General features: G+C 44.0%; 20 protein-coding genes and 1 pseudogene. 8 read left to right on the top strand and 13 right to left on the bottom strand.

Going from position 1 to position 19,473, the window contains the following annotated elements:
* Positions 1–2: 2 nt before the first annotated feature.
* Positions 3–1,211: a bifunctional phosphopantothenoylcysteine decarboxylase/phosphopantothenate--cysteine ligase CoaBC gene (gene coaBC, locus CI957_RS06765; RefSeq protein ID WP_128754529.1), complete on the bottom strand. Its 1,209-nt coding sequence runs from the start codon at positions 1,209–1,211 to the stop codon at positions 3–5.
* A gap of 118 nt (positions 1,212–1,329) precedes the next feature.
* Here coaBC and CI957_RS06760 point away from each other — a divergent pair, with 118 nt between their 5' ends.
* Together CI957_RS06760 and CI957_RS06755 are read left to right on the top strand one after the other, a co-directional pair.
* Positions 1,330–1,887, top strand: a complete 558-nt coding sequence (locus tag CI957_RS06760; RefSeq protein WP_128754528.1) for a hypothetical protein — start codon at positions 1,330–1,332, stop codon at positions 1,885–1,887.
* 34 nt (positions 1,888–1,921) lie between these two features.
* A complete protein-coding gene (locus tag CI957_RS06755; RefSeq protein WP_096712955.1) occupies positions 1,922–2,713 on the top strand; it encodes a 23S rRNA (uridine(2552)-2'-O)-methyltransferase in 792 nt (263 codons plus the stop codon).
* 3 nt (positions 2,714–2,716) lie between these two features.
* Here the strand turns inward: CI957_RS06755 and CI957_RS06750 are convergent, their stop codons facing one another.
* Entirely contained in the window at positions 2,717–3,019 is a 303-nt protein-coding gene (locus CI957_RS06750) for a DUF211 domain-containing protein (RefSeq protein WP_096712956.1), read from the bottom strand.
* A 133-nt stretch (positions 3,020–3,152) separates the two neighbouring features.
* On the opposite strand from CI957_RS06750, the gene CI957_RS06745 reads away from it, so the two are divergent.
* Complete coding sequence (locus tag CI957_RS06745) at positions 3,153–3,788, top strand: histidinol phosphate phosphatase domain-containing protein (RefSeq protein ID WP_128754527.1); 636 nt, start codon at positions 3,153–3,155, stop codon at positions 3,786–3,788.
* 13 nt (positions 3,789–3,801) lie between these two features.
* Positions 3,802–4,398, top strand: coding sequence for a cyclase family protein (locus CI957_RS06740; RefSeq protein WP_096712958.1), 597 nt, complete (start codon positions 3,802–3,804; stop codon positions 4,396–4,398).
* Here the strand turns inward: CI957_RS06740 and CI957_RS06735 are convergent.
* The 3 genes from CI957_RS06735 to CI957_RS06725 all read right to left on the bottom strand — a co-directional run bounded on the left by CI957_RS06735 (position 4,393) and on the right by CI957_RS06725 (position 6,586).
* Positions 4,393–4,947 (bottom strand): XTP/dITP diphosphatase, encoded by a 555-nt coding sequence (locus CI957_RS06735; RefSeq protein WP_128754526.1) that lies wholly within the window; start codon positions 4,945–4,947, stop codon positions 4,393–4,395. The two genes, CI957_RS06740 and CI957_RS06735, sit on opposite strands and share 6 nt — an antisense overlap.
* 71 nt (positions 4,948–5,018) lie before the next feature.
* A complete protein-coding gene (locus tag CI957_RS06730) occupies positions 5,019–5,609 on the bottom strand; it encodes a Kae1-associated kinase Bud32 (RefSeq protein WP_241645985.1) in 591 nt (196 codons plus the stop codon).
* Entirely contained in the window at positions 5,594–6,586 is a 993-nt protein-coding gene (locus CI957_RS06725; RefSeq protein WP_096712960.1) for a bifunctional N(6)-L-threonylcarbamoyladenine synthase/serine/threonine protein kinase, read from the bottom strand. Before CI957_RS06725 ends, CI957_RS06730 begins: the two co-directional genes overlap by 16 nt.
* 101 nt (positions 6,587–6,687) lie before the next feature.
* Between CI957_RS06725 and CI957_RS06720 the strand changes: the two genes are divergently transcribed.
* Complete coding sequence (locus tag CI957_RS06720) at positions 6,688–6,936, top strand: hypothetical protein (RefSeq protein ID WP_128754525.1); 249 nt, start codon at positions 6,688–6,690, stop codon at positions 6,934–6,936.
* 6 nt (positions 6,937–6,942) lie between these two features.
* Here CI957_RS06720 and CI957_RS06715 read toward each other — a convergent pair whose 3' ends face one another.
* The 8 genes and pseudogenes from CI957_RS06715 to mtbC all read right to left on the bottom strand — a co-directional run bounded on the left by CI957_RS06715 (position 6,943) and on the right by mtbC (position 15,713).
* Positions 6,943–8,046 carry a DNA topoisomerase IV subunit A gene (locus tag CI957_RS06715; protein ID WP_096712962.1) on the bottom strand — a complete coding sequence of 368 codons (1,104 nt, stop codon included), beginning with the start codon at positions 8,044–8,046 and terminating at the stop codon, positions 6,943–6,945.
* Positions 8,046–9,899: a DNA topoisomerase VI subunit B gene (locus CI957_RS06710; RefSeq protein ID WP_128754524.1), complete on the bottom strand. Its 1,854-nt coding sequence runs from the start codon at positions 9,897–9,899 to the stop codon at positions 8,046–8,048. The genes CI957_RS06715 and CI957_RS06710 overlap by 1 nt, the downstream gene beginning before the upstream one ends.
* 89 nt (positions 9,900–9,988) lie before the next feature.
* Positions 9,989–10,441 carry a nucleoside deaminase gene (locus CI957_RS06705; RefSeq protein ID WP_241645982.1) on the bottom strand — a complete coding sequence of 151 codons (453 nt, stop codon included), beginning with the start codon at positions 10,439–10,441 and terminating at the stop codon, positions 9,989–9,991.
* Positions 10,434–11,660: a peptidase U32 family protein gene (locus CI957_RS06700; RefSeq protein WP_128754523.1), complete on the bottom strand. Its 1,227-nt coding sequence runs from the start codon at positions 11,658–11,660 to the stop codon at positions 10,434–10,436. The genes CI957_RS06705 and CI957_RS06700 overlap by 8 nt, the downstream gene beginning before the upstream one ends.
* A gap of 44 nt (positions 11,661–11,704) precedes the next feature.
* Positions 11,705–11,884 (bottom strand): hypothetical protein, encoded by a 180-nt coding sequence (locus CI957_RS06695; RefSeq protein WP_096712965.1) that lies wholly within the window; start codon positions 11,882–11,884, stop codon positions 11,705–11,707.
* Between the two features lie 205 nt (positions 11,885–12,089).
* Positions 12,090–13,607 (bottom strand): APC family permease, encoded by a 1,518-nt coding sequence (locus CI957_RS06690; RefSeq protein ID WP_128754522.1) that lies wholly within the window; start codon positions 13,605–13,607, stop codon positions 12,090–12,092.
* A gap of 79 nt (positions 13,608–13,686) precedes the next feature.
* Positions 13,687–15,090, bottom strand: a pseudogene (gene mtbB, locus CI957_RS06685) ([dimethylamine--corrinoid protein] Co-methyltransferase).
* 11 nt (positions 15,091–15,101) lie between these two features.
* Entirely contained in the window at positions 15,102–15,713 is a 612-nt protein-coding gene (gene mtbC, locus CI957_RS06680; protein ID WP_128754538.1) for a dimethylamine corrinoid protein MtbC, read from the bottom strand.
* Between the two features lie 314 nt (positions 15,714–16,027).
* Here mtbC and CI957_RS06675 point away from each other — a divergent pair, with 314 nt between their 5' ends.
* Genes CI957_RS06675 through CI957_RS06665 form a run of 3 tightly spaced genes read left to right on the top strand, consistent with a single transcriptional unit; the run spans position 16,028 to position 19,470 of the window.
* Complete coding sequence (locus CI957_RS06675; protein ID WP_128754521.1) at positions 16,028–16,825, top strand: winged helix-turn-helix domain-containing protein; 798 nt, start codon at positions 16,028–16,030, stop codon at positions 16,823–16,825.
* Entirely contained in the window at positions 16,818–19,085 is a 2,268-nt protein-coding gene (locus CI957_RS06670) for a histidine kinase dimerization/phosphoacceptor domain -containing protein (RefSeq protein ID WP_128754520.1), read from the top strand. The genes CI957_RS06675 and CI957_RS06670 overlap by 8 nt, the downstream gene beginning before the upstream one ends.
* Positions 19,075–19,470 (top strand): response regulator, encoded by a 396-nt coding sequence (locus tag CI957_RS06665; RefSeq protein WP_128754519.1) that lies wholly within the window; start codon positions 19,075–19,077, stop codon positions 19,468–19,470. Before CI957_RS06670 ends, CI957_RS06665 begins: the two co-directional genes overlap by 11 nt.
* Positions 19,471–19,473: the final 3 nt, after the last annotated feature.

Genomic DNA, 19,473 nt, shown 5'->3' with positions numbered 1-19,473 from the left:
CCTCACAACAGGATTTGCTCAAGACGGTCCATTATTACAGATGCGAGGTGACGTTTGGAACCACTATAATGAGATGCTGAAGACCCGTCCTGAAGGATATATACGGAATTATCAGAGGTGCCCATTCCCCCTGCCCCCACATCATTGGCAACAACCATGTCAAGACCGTATTTTTCAAGCATACGGGTCGCACTTCCCACAAGCTCTTTTTCACCAACATCGGTTTCAGCTTTAAAACCCACAATCACTATACCGGGATGATTGCCTCGTACCTGTGGCAATATCTTTTCAGTGGGATACATTTCAAGAATGAGGTTCTGACCTGATTTTATTTTGGATCTTGAAGAATCAAGTGTATAATCCGAAATCGCAGCCGAACTTATGAATACATCACAACCCCTGCCTATTTCTTCCATGCAACTATCCAGCATACTGGCTGCACTTTCTGCATAAACCTCATTTATACCATCCACATCCAGTTCATTCCTGTGGATTATTGTAACATCCCCGCCCCGCCGGAAGGCTTCCCTGGCCAATTCCTGACCGGTTTTGCCGGAAGCCCGGTTTGTGAGTATACGGATAGGATCAATGGCTTCGGCAGTTGCACCGGATGTCAGCACTATTTTCTTGCCTGCAAGTTTTTTCCCCATAAGTTGCCGCTCAACTGCCAGGACAATATCATCATTTGAAGCTATCTTGGCAATCCCTTCCTCTACACGGGGGCCAACTAAACTGATGTCATAACTTCCAAGCTTTTCGAGATTGGAATGCACCGCAGGATGGTCATACATGGACTGATGCATTGCAGGTACAACTATTGTGGGCATCCCGCTACCTATAGCAGTGGTTGCGAAAGTCGTTACAGGCGTATCATCAATTCCCATTGCGATTTTGCTAATAGTATTCGCCGTTGCCGGAGCTATCAATAAGAGGTCTGCCATACCCTGCATACCGCACATTCCCACATGCTCCACTCCTCCGGTTATATCCGTAATCACTTCATGACCGGTAGCATAATGTAATGCATCAGGATGGAGAATACGCGTGGCCGCTTCACTCATCACAGCATAGACATTTGCACCGTTGCGTATTAATTCACGTGCCAGTTTCACAACCCTTACGGCTGCAATACTACCAGTAACTGCCAGCACAACGGTCTTACCCTCAAGGGATTTACTTTTAGTTCCTTTGATCCATAGTGTAGAATGCATGATTTTCGCCTGTGTTATGGAAGAGTGTAAACCATCCAATTATTTAAAAATAGCCTGACAACCACTTGAACGTCACGGGCATGACATTATTAAGCCATAAAATGATACAGAAATAATCATGATTTCAATTGAAGAACTTTCCGGGATAATTGATGTACTGGGAGCAGCCACGGTACACGAGATTACCTGCACTGCCCAGGAAATCACCTATTCAAGGGACGATGAACCTCCTACAGAAGAAGATATACTCAAGATGTGCGAAAAGGCCTGCTCCAGACATTTTCTGGAAACCGTAACCTGTGAAGAAATAATAGGAGTGGAAAACACAGACGGGGCAGAATATTTTATTCTGGGGCCAGATGCGTTTCCTGAATACCCACAGGAACTGAGTGATGCACTCGATTTGCTTGGTTACGAAAAAAAAGAACTTGACATGGGAAAAGTAGCAACACGCTTTAAAAGAAGATTGAAGATGAGGGCCACACATCTGGAGAACCTGATCAATGAAGTGCAGATCCCTGCAGAACCTGAATACATACAGGAGCTGGAGCAAAAATACATGGACCTTGTGAATATTTACTACGATTTTGACACATGGGTCCCTGATGCACTCACTGAGATAGAAGAAAATATATTCTCATTGAGTGCGCGGATAGAGGAACTTAAAGAGGCATAACCTTTTATACTTATATAATGAAGGAAGCAATCCAATGGCAAGGCATAGAAGAGATACATATTACTGGCGTGCAAAAGCCGAAGGTTATCGCTCAAGGGCAGCTTACAAACTCCAGCAGATTAACAAGAAATTTAACGTTATCAGGGAAGACAGTGATGTTGTAGATCTCGGAGCCGCTCCGGGTGGGTGGCTTGAAGTCGCAAGAGAACTGACGAAAAGGAAAGTTGTCGGTGTAGACATATTGCGCATCAAGCCAATGGACAGAATAACCATTATTCGTGGCGATATTACCCGGGAAGAGACTGCAAATCAGATCAAGGAAGCAGTAGGAGAAGAAGGAGCTGATACTGTTATCTGTGACGCTGCACCCAATCTTTCCGGAAACTGGAACCTGGATCATGCACGCTCCATCGCTTTGGCCGAATCAGCACTTGAATGTGCAACCCGCATCCTTAAACCCCAGGGAAATTTTGTTGTAAAAGTATTCCAGGGAGATATGTTCAAGGAATACCTGGATAAAGTAAGAGGTGAATTTACCTATGTCCGGGCCCATTCACCAGAGGCTTCAAGGTCAGAAAGTGCCGAAATATACGTCGTAGGCAAAAAATTCCTTACCGCACCAATCAGGAGAGGGGAGGAATATGATGTTGTTATCGAAAGAATAGGATCCGGCGGCGACGGTACTGCTTTTGTGGAAGGGTTTGTAGTATTCATCTGTGACACTGAAAAAGGAGAAAAAGTGCGCATAAAGGTAAGAGATGTAAAACCCAATTTTGCTTTTGCAGATGTTATACAGAGACTTGAGAGTCCTGAAGAAGAAAAATGAGAATCACCTATCCTGGTGAGTCTCCACTTCTTCGATGATTTTTTTACCGGCTGCAATCTCATCTACGCTATGGACCACGGCACCCATATTCTCTATTTCCTGACGGATAAGTTCATAGTCAAGATCAAGCCCTTCCAGGGTGATTTTTACATTTTCGGTTTTCTGATCCATTTCATAAAGACTAAGATTGACACCATCAACTCCTTCCAAATCACCCAACACACCTGCAAGTTCAACTATGGAAGGATTATGTGGCTTCAGAACATCCAGAACCAACCTGCGAATCCCTGACTTATTATTCATCATTCATTATCTCCAACATGAAGAATTATTTAGATATCCATTCCATGCATATGATATAAAAATATGGACATCTATCACAGAAGATATTATCAATGCAAACAATAAATACTTTGTACAAAACACAACAGGAATTATCATGATAGATCTGCATACACATACAATATTCAGCGACGGAGAACTTATTCCAAGTGAGCAGGTCCGCAGGGCAAAAACCTTCGGATATGAGGCAATCGGCCTAACAGACCATGCCGATTTCACCAATGTAGAACACATCCTCAACTGTGTTACCAAGGCAAAATACCTGGAAGAGCTAATGGACATAAAGGTGCTTCCCGGAATTGAGATAACACATGTCCCCCCTGAAAAAATAGCATCCCTTGCAAAACTTGCAAGAGAACTGGGGGCCGAAATTGTTGTTGTACACGGGGAAAGTCCGGTAGAACCAGTTTTGCCCGGCACAAACCGTGCAGCTGCACAATGTCCGAATGTAGATATCCTGGCACATCCCGGATTTATCACTAAAGAAGAAGCTAAAATTGCAGCGGATAACAATGTATGCCTGGAAATTACCGCAAGAGGCGGACATAACCGCACCAATGGCCATGTTGCCAAAATCGCAAAACTCAGCGGTGCGACAATGGTAGTGGATACCGATTCTCACCATCCTTCAGACCTGATAACAACAAGTACTGCATTGAAAGTGGCAATGGGAGCAGGTCTTGAAAAGGATGAAGCAGAGCAGGTGCTGGAAAATTCAAGGATTTTTATCTGAAATGACATAGGAAATTATTGATATTACACAATCCATCGGTCCTGAAACCAGGGTTTATCCGGGGGATCCAAAAGTTACTGTCGAGAGAGTTGCTTCCATCGAATCCTGTGGATACAGTGTCTCAAAACTCGAAATGGGAAGTCACACTGCAACCCATATCGATGCTCCTGCTCACATATTTGAGAGTGGGCGCACAGTGGATGAATTGGAATTAGCCTCTCTTGTGGGCAGGGCTTATCTGATCGATCATTCCGGGAAAACCGAAATTGGAAATGATGAAATGGAAAAAACTTTTTCCTTCAAAGACAAAAGCAGTGAAATCATATTGCTGAAAACTGAATCATCAGACCAAAAATTTGCAAAGATACTCCCGGATGCTGCAGAATGGATTGTAAAAAAAGGATTCCTGACTGTGGGTATCGATTCTGAGTCGATGGATTCCGGGGAAGGACTGGATAACCACAGGATTTTGCTTGGAAAAGGAATCAATATTATTGAGAATCTGGACCTTAAAAAGGTTGAGCCGGGTTATTATGGATTTGTCTGTCTGCCACTAAAAATAAAAGGGTGTGACGGGGCACCGGCACGAGCAATACTTCTCCAATCATAAATTTGAGTCAACCCATTCCACAAACCTGTCCACAGCACGCTTTCTGTGGGATACTTTATTCTTTTCCTCATCTCCCATCTCACCAAATGTCCGGGCACCATACAGAAAGATAGGATCATAGCCAAAACCGCCTTCTCCTTTTTCCTCATAGGCGATGTTGCCTTCAACAGTACCGGTAAACGTCAGGGGTTCTTTACCCGGCTCACAGTAGCCAATAACGGATTTGAAATAAGCACTGCGATTTTCTTCATCCTCCATTAATTTCAGGACTTTGGGATTGCCAAGCTTATCTTCCACAAAGGCAGAATAGGGGCCAGGAAAACCATTCAGGGCATCAATGAAAAGTCCGGAATCGTCAACCATCACGGGCATTCCCAGTTTTTCACAGGCCCAGCGGGCACCCTCGGCTGCGATTGGTTCCAGATCATCCTCCTGCAACTCAGGATAACCATCAGTGTTCTGGAGGACCTCAATCCCCCTCTGTCCCAGGATTGCCTTGATTTCCCTGAACTTGCCGCTGTTACCGGTAACGAATACGATTTTGTGCATGGTATCACACTATGGGCTATTAATAGATTATATATGACTGTACAAGAACAAAAATGTATGATAAAGATTACTCAGGAGTATCTTCCCCTCGATTCAATTTCAACAACCCTCTCCAGTACATCTTTCGCAGATTCAAGAGTGCGATAATAACCCCTGCAGAAGGCATCTATGAGTGCCTCATGGTTGGGATGGGAACTTTGAAGGGTCTGGAAGAGCACATGAACATCTACACCACGGGATTCGAGGTCCTCTGCACTGAAAGCAAGCCCGAAATCGATAAGCCACATCCTGCTTCCATCCCAGATGATATTCGAGGTCGTAAGGTCTCCGTGAATTATACCTGCAGCATGGAGCCTGCCCACGAGTTCCCCGAGTTTTTCACACAAATCTTCAGAGATGACATATTTTAATGGCTTACCCTCAATGTAGTCCATCTCAATGGTGGAATTATAAATATCATAGATAACAGGTGTCGCCACCCCGGCCCTGCGGGCTTGTGATATCAGACGGGCCTCTGCACGGGTGCGCTCCCTGCGTATCCGCTCATCCAATTCCCGCACACGATAGCGTTTGGGGATACGACTCTTGACCAGACGGTTATTCTTCCGGATGACCTTTGCCTCTGCACCATCCCTGACCATTTCATTTACTCCTTCAGCCATGTCACATCCACCATGTCAGGACGATAATTGGGATTTACATGAGAATCTTCGACCCCTATTGTATCGCCTGCCTTATACATAAGAAGACCGAGCCAGGCGATCATAGCACCATTATCTCCCATGAAACGTTTTTCAGGAACATAAAAAGATGCACCACGGTCATCACACATGATATCAAGCATCTCCCGCAGGCGCATGTTCGCACCGACACCACCACCAAGCAACACCTCAGTCTTACCTGTATGTGCCAGTGCCCGCTCGGTCACCTCCACAAGCATTGCAAAAGCATTCTCCTGCAGAGAATAACAAACATCCTCCAGCGTATGTTTTTGCAGGGCATCTGTGGCTGCAGTTGAAAGCCCGGAAAAAGAGAAATCCATACCCTTTACCACATAGGGCAGGTTTACGTAATTCACCGAATCCTTTGCATACCTCTCAATCTGCGGCCCACCCGGATGGGACAGGCCTGCGCTGCGGGCAAATTTGTCAAGGGCATTTCCTACACCAATATCCAGAGTCTCCCCGAATACGCGGTATTTTCCTCGCCTGTAGGCCAGTACCTGGGTATTTGCACCACTTGCATAGAGAACCACAGGGTCCTTTGCAGGTGTTTTCCACCTACCAATCTCCACATGGGCTACGCAGTGGTTCACCCCCACCAGAGGAATTTCAAGGGAGAGGGAAAGAGCCCTGGCAGCAGTTGCCACGGTCCTCAAACAGGCACCCAGACCCGGACCCTGTGAAAAAGAGATTGCATCAATATCATTGGGACTTATGCTTTTATCTGCCAGTTCGTCGAAAAGATTGGACATCACCCAGGAAGCAAACCGGGCATGATGTTGAGCCGCTTCTCTAGGATGAATGCCCCCAGTTGCCGGTTTATATGTATGCGTCACCTCACAGACAACTTCATCTTCATTAACAACAGCCGCACTCAGATTCCATGCGGTGCCCTCTATGCCAAGAACCAGCGTCACTTGCAATAACTCCTTTGCGCTAATGGGAAGTGAGGAATATTAAGTTTACTGATGCAAACCCAGGTAAGTTATATATTGAGGGAAATGCAAAAAGGGATGCCATGTCAGAAGAGAAAACCGAGCAAACAAAAACAGAGGCACAGGTGTCCGTGAAAGAATGGAAGATAGGGGAAATGGGATTTCCCGACCGTCTGGCCACACCTGATGAAGGCATTAATTATGTCCCCCATAAAACAAGCGGCCTTCAGAGTGCGGCTGATATGTGGATTGACAGGGACAGGATGCTGGAAGGCCTCCATACAAAAAAGAGTGTTGACGAACTGCTGCAACGCACAAAATTCTTTGAATGATTTTCTTTAAATTATACCCATATCTGAAAGCCTGTCGGGCAGGTATGTCTTTGTGACAAAGTCCAGACCCTTGCCCGCAAAGGCCTGCTGTTCTGCCTTTTTCCCAATATCAAGCTGCAGGTTAATCTGTTCTTTCCAGTAATCGGTTTCAAATCTCGGGTCTGTAAGTTCACTGCGCAGGGCATCGACATCCTTATCGGTCAATTTATCGGTGGACAATTCATACTCCACGATATCCGAAGGCTGCACTCCGACAAACTTGGCTGCAGGAGTTGCCATGAACTCGGAAAGGTGGGCACTCTTGATGGCACCGTATGCAACTGAAGCATAGATACGATAGGACCAGGGGTCACCGTCAGTAAAAACCACAACTGGAATACCCAGCTCCTCATTCATACGCTTGATCATACGCCGGGTCGAGCGAGCGGGCTGGCCTTTGAGATGTACAAGTATAGCATCATTTAGTTCATCAAAACCATTCTCAATCAAACGGGCATACATACCACCGGTCTCAATCGCTATTATAAATTTGGCATCATGATCTATGAAATCGATATTCTCCACATTGAAAGGGATCTGATAACCACTTTCACCCACATCCTCCTGGCAATGGATATCACGGTCCCCTCGCTTGGTCTCTTCCCGCAGCTGCAGGGGACCAAAAAGTGTAGCACCGTCTTCTTCGGGACGCATGTGGAAATATTCCCTCTGGAGACTGGAAATAATCTCAAGGTCCTCAACCAGACGATCACTTTCGGGTTGTTCCTTGAACTTGGCAATATCCCAGTTCTCGGAAATATAGTATAATTCCCTCAAAGTTGAACCACGGTTATTCCCGATATGGTTCTTTAAAAGAAAATCAAGCACATGAGAGGTTTTCAATAACTGGAATGCACCTTTGACGGTCTTGGCACTTCTTTCACTCTCCCGGCCGCCATACACCCATACATCACTATTTTCATTAAATTCAATATTGTTCTTGGTTCTGCTGGGCATATTCACATAAGGAATCTTTCCATCCACAAAATGCGAATACAACTCCGATGCAAGACCCGTTAACCTTTGCTCTGCAAGCCTGTCATGCTCCTTACGGTGTTCATTCTTAGCCATTATACAACCCCCTTTATCGCTCTGGCACCTGTAACAATCTCTTCCTCAACCCCTTCAACAATAGGTGGCTCTTTTATAGAATCCAGATCCGATGGGTCAGGTAACCGGTAATTCACGGCAAAAGCCTCACCTGGCCTGAGAACAATTTTCCATATGTAATCATAATCATTGCCCATACTGACCACTTTGGGTGACGGGGTTGCCTCGATCTGGAAAGGCAACATCTCATGTAATTTGAATTCTATTTTCTTGCTCCCAAAATTCTTTGTCCTGAGGGATACATTGGCATTACCATCATCGAATTGCCTGTCAACAAGCAGGTTGCCCATTACCCTGGCAACAACAGGATTGATATCCGGTACTTCCTTATCAAGGGTTTCTGCCAGTTTTTCCGCCATCCTGGGCAATACCTTGTTAATGATAACTTCCTTTTCCTTGCGTTTTTTAAGGGAACCTTTCTTTTTAAGGAAGCGATTTAGTTTCCTTCCTACTTCTTTGAGAGCCAGTTCCACCTCATCCTGGATTTCGGGGATGTCCGCAATAGCGTCCTTGGATTCAGATGTAAAAGGTACATTTGTGGAGGCCACATGTATGAGCAATACCAAAGGACCGATAGGCAGCCCCCCACCCGGCTGGTTAAGACCGTATTGTTTCCATTTGATAGCTTCCACGCCATGTGTGGTCACACAGCCTCCCTGCTGATACAGAAGAGGAACCCGATTGGCAAACCTCATTATATTGACCCTGTCATCCTTTTGCAGGTTGCCTCCGTAAGCAATCCCAACTTCCACGACAAAAGGATTACCGGAATACACTGAGGGAGTACGTGTGGTAGTTGCAATAAAGTCCACATTGAACTCTTTCTCCAGACCTTTGTAAATCAACTCTTCCCCGATAGGAGACAGACAATCCGTAGGAGGAGACATGATTTTTACTTTCTGGAAAGCTTCCAGAAGACGTTTTGCACCTTCCCTTTCAATGGTGTGCGGGTCCATATCCTCATCAAGCCCGGCAGCATTGCAGATTTCCTCTGCTGTGAGTAACCCTATCTTGGAAAAGGAATATCTCAGAAATGGAGCAAGTCTCTGTCTGCCGGTATAACGCAACATCTTCATGAGCGTACCCAGTTCAATGCCATGGGGATGCGGCAGGATCTCGCTTGCAGGTTCGGGTATTTTATCAGTGGCCCTTTCAAATATCCTCTCATCACCTTCAGGGTCAATGAGTTTTATGCGGGCATGGGGATTTACAATGGCTGTGGCCTTGAGATATTCCTCTACCGATTGGCGGCGCCCCTTTACATAGGTAGCCTCCATTTCCATCTCCACCCGGGTTCCATGGGGACGATCCCATTCGGTTATTTCATCTTTCAATATCTCGGGATCATTGGTACGGGTATTGATCATCAGTTCATAATAGTGAGCCGGGGACTGGGAGCCTATCTTTGAAATAATCCTGGTAGCATGGCCTGCTGTCAGCTGGGAATAGAGGACCGCTGCAGAGATACCGATACCCTGCTGACCCCTGCTCTGTTTGAGAGCATGAAAGCGGGAACCGTAAAGCAGTTTGGCAAAAACCCGCGGAATCTGATCTTTCACAATACCCGGACCATTGTCCTCAATAATCACAACGACCCCACTTTTACCCGAACGTTTGATATGAAGCATAATATCAGGTAGTATCCCTGATTCCTCACAGGCATCCAGAGAGTTATCCACCGCTTCCTTTATAGTAGTAATAAGACTTCGGGGGGCCGAATCAAAACCCAGTATCTGTCTGTTCTTTTCGAAAAATTCGGCTACACTTATTGACTGTTGTTTTTTTGCAAGTTCTTCCGCAATTGGTGCTGGCATTGAACCTTCATCCCCTTAAAAACAAATTTCCTGCAAAATTAAGACCACAGGAGACGCTACAATATAGTTAGCATATATTTATATATTTGTTAGTATGGCGCACTTTTCCCTATATCCTCATTCCAGAGCTCAGGATATTCCAGAATAAATTCCTTCATCAACATTTTACATTCAGATATATCCAGGTCAACCACCTCAACTCCTTTGCTACGCAGGAAATCCTGTGCTCCTTCAAAGGTTTCTGACTCCCCGGCAACCACTTTTTTAATACCAAACTGCACCACAGCACCGGCACACAGGTAGCAGGGCATAAGGGTGGAATACAACACTGTATCCGCATAACTTCCAATTCTGCCCGCATCCCTCATACAGGAAATTTCCGCATGTGCAAGTGGATCGTCGTCCTGAACCCTGAGATTATGCCCTCTTCCGATAATTTTTCCATTCTTCACAAGTACAGAGCCTATGGGGATGCCACCTTTATCGCGGCTGGCCATGGCTTCATTTATTGCTTCTTTCATGAATTGATCCATTTCACTCATTCCCGGATGTATCAGGATCTGCTATCCTGAATACCTTATCATTGGGCCTGACCCTGCCATCTACCGCAAGCCCCACATCCATACCTTTTTCAGCTGATTTAATAGTATTACCTGTCACCTGCATGGAAGATACATGCTGTTCAAGATGGGTATTTTCCCCTTCAATCAGAATCATATCACCTATATTAAGGCCAGAATCAGTAAGCTTCACATATGCAGCACTCTGATTCTTATAATAATTTACAACCTCACCTACAAGTTCTTTGTGGGTTTGCGAAACATTCATGTCTTTTTCCACAATGAAACCTTCCCGGGAAGGAATGCCGAAATAGAAACCTGTAGAAAAACCTCTGTTATAAACAGCACAAAGCTGTTGATTCCATTCAGGTACCCTGTTGCTTTCAAATTCCCCGCTTCTGCAGGCCTCCAGAGCCTCTGAGTAACATCGGGATACAGTAGAAATGTATCTTGAGTCACGTAATCGTCCTTCAATCTTGAAGGCATCTATCCCGGCTTCCACAAGTTGGGGAATATGTTCAATCATGCACAGGTCCCTGGCACTTAGCAGGTATTTTCCACCCACCTGCACCTGTGACCCGTCATCCGCATTGAGTGTCCATTCCCATCTACACGGCTGGGTACATTGACCACAGTTACCGGATTTACCCAGAAGATATGCCGAAAGATAGCATCTACCGGAAATCGCCTGACACATAGCCCCGTGAACGAAAACCTCCAGTTCAATATCAGTATTCTGTCTGATTTGTTTTATTTGATCAAGACTTAGCTCGCGCGATAGAATAATGCGGCTTGCACCCAGAGAACCATAAAATTCTGCCGTATTTGCATTGGAAACATTGGCCTGTGTGGAAATATGTATATCAAGTCCCATAGAAGATGCCTGTAATATCACAGCAGGATCCCAGGCTACGATTGCATCCACTTTTGCTTTTTTAGCAACGTTGAGGATAGCCGATAAATCAAAAGCGTCTTCAGGATATATGACAGAATTGACAACAAGATAGGCTTTCAACCCTTTTTTTCGTACCGATTTTACAAAGCCTGAAAGATTATCCACAGTAATCGTCTTTGCGCGAGAACGCAGGCTCAGCCGATCTACGGAAAAATATACAGCATCTGCATACTGTGAACATGCATAAAGGGTACCTTCATCCCTTACACCTACTACAAGTTCAGGTACAGGGTAATTAGAATCCATGGGTAGAAAAAGATCAGTTATGATATAGAGTTTTTGTCTTTATATCAGGGATTTCGCAGGAAATTGTTATAACCGGTTGCTACAAAAACAAGAACCGTTCCCATCATGACCTCTTCCATCTGTGGAATATAAAGTTCCGAGCCGGATGTTACAAGATATAGGCCAAGTGCAACGGTGAAACTTGTGAGAAGTAGCCCGATAATCATATCCTCAATGTCTGGCATGTTTTTCGCTCTGATTCAGTTTTGGTATGAATGCAAAGTGAAAACTATATGGAATATATATGTATTTTTGCAGAAGGAATAAAATAAAAAATAGTGTATAAAAACAAACAAAAAATTAAAAGAATGGGATTTTAGACAGCTAGAAAATATAGGAGTGAGCATTTCCGGTTAGGAGAAACCCGGAAATGCTTTCGACAAATCCCATTCACTTCTTTTTACTGGAGGAGATATTTGAAACAAGGCTGACAGCACTGATTGTTTCCTTTTCCTTATATGCCTCATTCCTGGAGTAGAACCAAAGTGGCAGATAAATTGCCAGTACTATGAATCCTACCCAGGTTGAAGTCCATCCGACTTCAAGACTGTTAAGATAGACTACACCCACAAGACATAGGGGGATGTTGAATAGACCAAATAGCAATGCAATGTTCTTCCAGCCTGTTGGTGCCTTGAAAGGCCTGTCTAGTGCGGCCATTTCAGGGTTCAATTTGGCTTTTACATAGGCAAATAGACTGATACCGTTTGCACATGTGTAACCAATAGCAGATGCTGCAAGGATTGCAGTAGGTGTACCCATGGATATCAACAACAAGTTGAAAATACCGATTACTACCATTGCCACAATGGGGGTACCGGAGGAATTTAGTTTACCAAAAACTTTTGGCAGATTTCCTTCAGTAGCCATTGAGTGCATTGCCCTGGCAGAACCAAGATAAGCAGTCTGAATGATTAGTACCATTGCCGCAATCAGCATGACAATCGCAACTATTGCTCCCGCAGACCCAAAGGCAGCCTGTGCCACAGGGATCATTGGAGAGATCGGCTCGGCTATTGTGCCCTCAACACCAAGTACACCAATTACTGCTGCCTGTACAAGTACGAAAGAGAAGAAACATACTACACCACAGACAAACAGAGCTTTTGGTATGTCAGATCCCGGATTCTTGTATTCAGGGCCATAGACAGCCGCTGTTTCCCAGGCACAGGCACTCCACTGGGCCATTGCAAAGAGACCAAGAAGTATCAATATATGGTGAGCATCCCATGCCCAATCTGCCGGAAGCCACTGACTTGTAATATTAGACATTACCACATCACCGGTTGCAAAGGGTGCCAGAGTAATGACAATAAGAGGCAACAGTGAAAGGGCTGCTAATATGTAACCTGCAAGTGCACCACCCTCAAGACCACGGTAATTTACAAGGATAAGCCCACCGAATATTACTATTCCCGCAACCAGAGAAAGCTGGTATTCAGTAAATGTTTCTGCAAGTATGGGGAAGAGATTGTACGCATAGCTACCGACAAGGATGGCATATATCGCAAGTACAGGATTCCATGCAAACCAGTAACTCCAGGCACTGAAACCACCTATCAATTTACTTTTATCGAATTTTCCCGTGTAATCTTTTGTTTTAAACACATTTTGTGCAAATCCGGGAAGACCCGATGCATGGGGAAAAGCTGTTGCAAGTTCACCATAGGCAAGATTTTGCATAAAGCCCTGGAATACAGAAAGACCCCAAACTATTATTGCAGCTGATGATACCCAAAGAGGAAAATATCCCAGAGAAGGCAGTATCAACAGCGGGACACCAAGTGCGATGGCAAGTCCCTGTTTCCAGTCAATAGTACGTTCCAGTTCACTGGCATCGCACACGACTTTACTACATTGTTCCGCATGATGCAGATCAACTCCTGCATCACCTTTTTCTTCGCTCATAAGAAACACCACGCTCCTTTTTATTGAAATGTATTATAGAGATAATAAATTAAAACCGGGAAACTCCCGGTCTTTTTATTTATCCAGTGATATCCCTGAATTTATCGCAGCAGTTGATATCAATATCGAGAAGTTTCTCAATATTCATCTTGGATGCTATACCTTTGGCACATCCTGGCACGGATGTAAGTACACCAATATCAAGTTCTTCACGGATATCCCGCATGACATATTCATCACTCAGGTCAAGTGCCTGTACACCAAGTTTCTTGGCAACATAATCCTTGGCTTCATTTATGCGCATGTTCTTGGAGAACTGCATCCTGGCAACAAGGTCACCTGCTGCACGCATACCTGTAAGACCGGAAGCCATGATGTGTGAGATTGGCATACCGATTGGGTCGCCAACTCCGATCTATATACCATCGACACCGGCAATCTCAACCATTGCCTTGCTGGCACGGGTTACTGCATCGATAGGTGGAGTCTCAAACATCGGGATACCACCGACACCCATACCCATATCAACATGACAGGGAATGTTTGAAGTTTCAACCGTAGCTTTGGTGAAGGTTACTGCACGGGCAAGGTTCCATGCGGAGGACTTGCTGGTGTTGGTGTTACAGACCGGACCGAACACGTTTGCACCTGCTTCTTCTGCAAGGGGTGCCTGCTCGTGTGGCCATAGACCTGCAAGAGCCTTACCTTCAAACTCAAGTTCACCGTGCATACCAAGAGTACATTCTCCGGCCATACCTGCTTCAATGTAGATGTTAGGGAATTCTTCCCGCAGTGCCTTGATAGAATAAAGGGAAGCATAAAAGTCACCATCTCCTGCTGCACCGATGGTATCGAAGTTGACACCGTCACAGCCTACTTTCTGCAGGTGCTGCATGATCCAGGTCATGTCACGGGTTGCATGGTCACCTGCATGCTCGATGGATTCACGGGCTTCGTTGATCTTGAAAGCCTTCAGGAGGTCACCAGGGTTTTCGAATGGACCATCTGGGGTGTAATAGAGACCAAGATTTGGCATTGCGCCGTAGAGAAGTGGAATCGTCATGTTTTCCTGGCAGACTTCCATTGCCTGCTGTTCCTGGGCAATAACCGGTTTGACTGGTTTGAAACTGTAGTCGATATGACCCAGTTCCATTGTGTCAGCACCAAAACCTCTCTCGTGCATCATACAGCCAACAAGACGGCTGGATGGAATTCCTACACCACTGTTACCCTGGTCACCATCGATCCTCAGAGTTCCAATGTCATGGGTAACCGGGATTTCCATACCTGGTTCGACACTGACTATACGGTTGGGATCCATAATGATATCTGCGAGCTTGTCGATTTCATCCCCGGAAAGTTCAGGAATGTTACCAAGGTCTGCTGCATCTGCAGTACCTTCCTGGAGGTCTGCAATGATCTGCTCCCTGGTCATGGAGATCCTTTCACCATCTCCCATTCTTAAGAAATATTCATTTGCCATAAATAATCACCTTATAAGAGAAGTTCCTTTGCCTTGTTGACAGCTTCAGTTGCATTTTCTGCATAGCAGTCTGCACCGATCTTTTTGGCCCAGGAGTTGGTTGCAGGTGCGCCGCCTACCATGACTTTTACCTTGTCACGGAGACCTTCTTCTTCGAGGGCTTCGATTACTTCCTTCTGGCCCTGGAGAGTGGTGGTCATTAGTGCGGAAATGCCGACCATGTTTGCGTCTGTTTCCTTGATCTTGGCAATGAAATCTGCTACAGGTGTATCACGGCCGATGTCATAGACTTCGAATCCGGATGTCTGGAGCATGGTGGATACAATGGATTTGCCAATGTCATGGACATCTCCTTCTACTGTACCATTGACAATTACGCTGGCAGCCTTTTCGGATGATTCAGGCATATCATCTTTAAGCTCATCCACACCGGCCTGCATGGCTTCTGCAGCCATCATGACATGTGGAAGGAATAACTTGCCCCTTTCAAAAAGGGTACCGACTTCGTTCATACCTGCTGCAAGACCATTCTCAATGATGTCGGGAGCCTCGAGTTCACCACGGGCTTTTTCGACAGCAGCAAGAACCTGGTCTTTCTTGCAACTTACAATAGCGTCAGACAATTCTTTGTATAATTCTTCTTTTGTCGTTGTTACAACCTCCTTTCCATAGAGATCCTGAGACCACCGATTCAATCGGTTTACTCACATGAAAAAGAGGATATGAATTGTATATAGCCTGAATTGCATCGAATTTGCGAAAGATAGATGAATGAGCGAACCCTATGAGGTTTGTCAAGGGGCATAAGTAATTACCAGTGGTATGGGAAATTATAACGGTTTTAAAATACATAACCTCGTTTTAATGGACCTTGTTCTGAAATGATATAAATAATATTAAAAAAGAAGTTTAATCCCCTTAACTAAAAGGTGAATGTATGCAATCATCATTGAGTGATACTATCTGGCTCTCTGAAAAAAGGAAAAGGCTTCTTTTACTACTAATGGAAGGACCCAGAAATATAGACCAGATCAAAACGTCCCTTAATGTTACATCAAAAGCAATGATGCCCCAGATAAAAATACTCAGGGAACAAAACCTGATTATTGAAGAGGACAGGGTTTATCGGCTTTCGGATATAGGGGAAATTATAGTGAAAAATATGGTCCCACTGTTGAAAACCCTGGGAGTTATAGAGGAAAATAACGACTACTGGGCAACCCGGGATTTAAGTTCAATTCCGGAAGAACTTGATTCACGGCTGGGTGATATAGGGGAATGTATGGTAATAGAGCCGGATATGAACCACCTTTTTGATCTGCCCGAAGAATTCAGCAAGAATCTTATCAAGTCTAATAAAGTTATGACAATAATGGCCTATTTCCATCCTCTGTATCCCGATCTATATTATGAACTGGCAAATAACGGCGTTCAGATAGATCTCATACTTACTGAGCCAATTTACAAGCGGATGAAAGAAGAACATACTGATAAATTCCGCCACATTGTTGAAAGAGACCATACCAATCTTTATATTTGCAACGAAGTTAATCTTACATCCGTTGTAACAGATAGGTTCATTTATCTCTGCCTCTTCAATAAAAACGATATGTACGATCACAAGAAAATAATGAGTTTTGATGCAAGTGCACTTCAATGGGGAACTGAATTATATAAGCACTTCCGCCAGAAATCAACTCTGATAGACTGGGATTTGCCCGAACTGAATGATTGAAATGGCATGGAAAAATGTACCACTAAAATCCAAACTTGTGTTTTTTATCCTGATGGGGATGGTTGTGGTACTGATTACATCCACTGCAGTGATCATTTCAACAGTGACAACCCAGGAAGAGGACCTTGCATACCAGCAATCAATACAGAAAGCGAAAAACTATGCCAATAAGTTTGATATTGAAATGCGATCAAATCAGGCTACGGGGCAAGCTATTGCCCATTCCCTTTCACAGTATCATTCAGAAAACCGTACAGAAGTAAACAATATTTTGCTCAAGCTGCTGGAAGAAAATCCTGACTTGCTGGGAACCTATGTCTGTTTTGAACCCAATGCATTTGATGGGATGGATAGTCGTTATGTAAATACAACCGGCCATGATGAAACCGGGAGATTTATTCCCTACTGGAACAGGATACAGGGAAATATAACACTTGACCCATTACTTGATTATGAAACGTCCGTATATTACCAGCTCCCAAAAAAATTAAAACGGGATATAGTTACTGAACCCTATTACTATGAGGGTGTATTCATTGTAAGCTATGTCACACCCATTATGAGAAAGGGTGAGTTTATTGGCATCGGTGGTGTCGATGTATCCCTGAATCATTTGAATGGTGTAGTAAACAAGGTAAAAGCCTTTGATACCGGCTATGCGATTATGACCGGGAATACGGGGATTCTCATATCCCATCCTACAAATGAAGAACTTGTGGGAGCAAAAACCCTCTATGATTACGGTGTACCGGAAATTACACGCATGGCTGATGAAATAAAACTCGGCAAAAGCGGCTATATTGAAACAATCGATCCCATCACCGGCAAAGATGTGGTCATGTTCTATGAACCTATAAAGACTTCAAATTTTGCATTTATCCTGGTGGTACCAAAGGATGAGATGCTTGCAGGAGTAACGGACCTCAGGAATAGATTACTTTTGATTTCCTCAATATCATTGATATTCATGGGAGCTATTGCGATCTTGATTACCAGATCGGTGACAGGCCCGATAAATGAAATAGTGAACGACTTTAAGAACATATCTGATGCTGCAGTAGGAGGGAAACTTGATGAAAGGGCCGAAACCGACGTTGATATTGATTTCCGTGAAATACCTGAGGGATTGAACGATATACTCAATGCTCTTGAAAATGCCAGCCAGTTACGAGAAGAGATGGAAAAAGTTGTCAACAACAGCCCGGTAATTGTTTTTAAATGGAAAGCAGAAAAGAACTGGCCTGTTGAAGTTGTATCAAAGAATATATCCCAGTTTGGATATTCTCCGGAAGATTTCGGACCGAATGGCCTTGATTACGGAGATATTGTACATCCGGATGACCTGCCCGAGGTTGAAACTAAACTAGGAGAAATATGCGCCAGTCAGGAAACCCAGTTCAATATAGAGTACAGGATACTGACAAAAGACGGTGAAACCCGATGGGTTGATGAGCGTACCTTCATCCAGAGAGAGCAGCATGAAATCATACATAATATGATTAATAAAGATAATGACATTTACAGCCAGGTTTCTGACCTGGAAGGTATATGCCAGGATGTCAAATATCTCCAGGGTGTAATCGTTAATATCGATGAAAGGAAACAAGCTGAAGAAGCCCTTCTTAAAATTGAAGATATAAGAAAAAAAGAAATACACCACAGGATAAAAAATAATCTTCAGGTTATATCCACACTATTGTACCTTGAATCTGAAAAATTCAGGGACGATGACGTGCTGGATGCTTTCAACAATAGCAGGGACAGAGTTCGCACAATGGCTCTTGTACATGAGAAACTTTACCAGTCAAAGGACATGGAAAGCATCGATTTTGCAGATTATAGCAAAAATCTTATCAATTATCTGTCCCAATCCTATGTACTTGATAAAAGTGAAGTAGATATAAAAATTAATGTGGAAAACATATTTTTGGGAATGGATACAGCCGTTCCACTCGGAATAATTATTAATGAACTTGTATCCAATTCATTAAAGTATGCTTTCGATAAAGGTAAAGGCACTATAATAATTGAGCTTCGAAAAATAAATGATCATCACAAACTGGTTGTCAGTGACAATGGTATCGGAATGAAGGATGAAATTGATTTCGAAGAGACAGATTCCCTTGGCCTTTTGCTTGTCCATACACTTGCAGAACAGATCAATGCAACAATAGAAATAGACACATCAAATGGTACAAGGTTTGAAATTACTTTCCAGGAAAAAAACCAAGAAATAACAGAGGGCGAAGATGTCAGGTGAAAAAATTCTCGTGGTAGAAGATGAAAATATAGTAGCCCTTGGCATTAAAAAAATGCTCAAAGGAATGGGTTTCAGGGTACCCAGCATAGCAGCTTCAGGTGAAGAAGCTATACAAAAAGCTGAGATCACTTTTCCGGATCTTGTACTTATGGACATAATGCTGAAAGGTAAGATTGATGGAATTAAAGCAGCTGAAACAATATATGGCGCCATGGACATCCCTGTTGTATACCTTACAGCTTATTCGGATGAAAAAATGCGCCAAAGGGCAAAAAAAACAAAACCTTACGGCTATCTTATAAAGCCTTTTGAGGAAAAGTCCCTGCAAAATACTATAAAAATAGCTCTGGATAATTATAGGAAAGAAAAAGAAAAAGAAAAGTGAAGA

Source organism: Methanohalophilus sp. WG1-DM (assembly GCF_004104135.1).
Lineage (GTDB): Archaea > Halobacteriota > Methanosarcinia > Methanosarcinales > Methanosarcinaceae > Methanohalophilus > Methanohalophilus euhalobius.
Note: the sequence above shows the minus strand (reverse complement) of the source record. Positions and strands in the feature narration are given on the sequence as shown.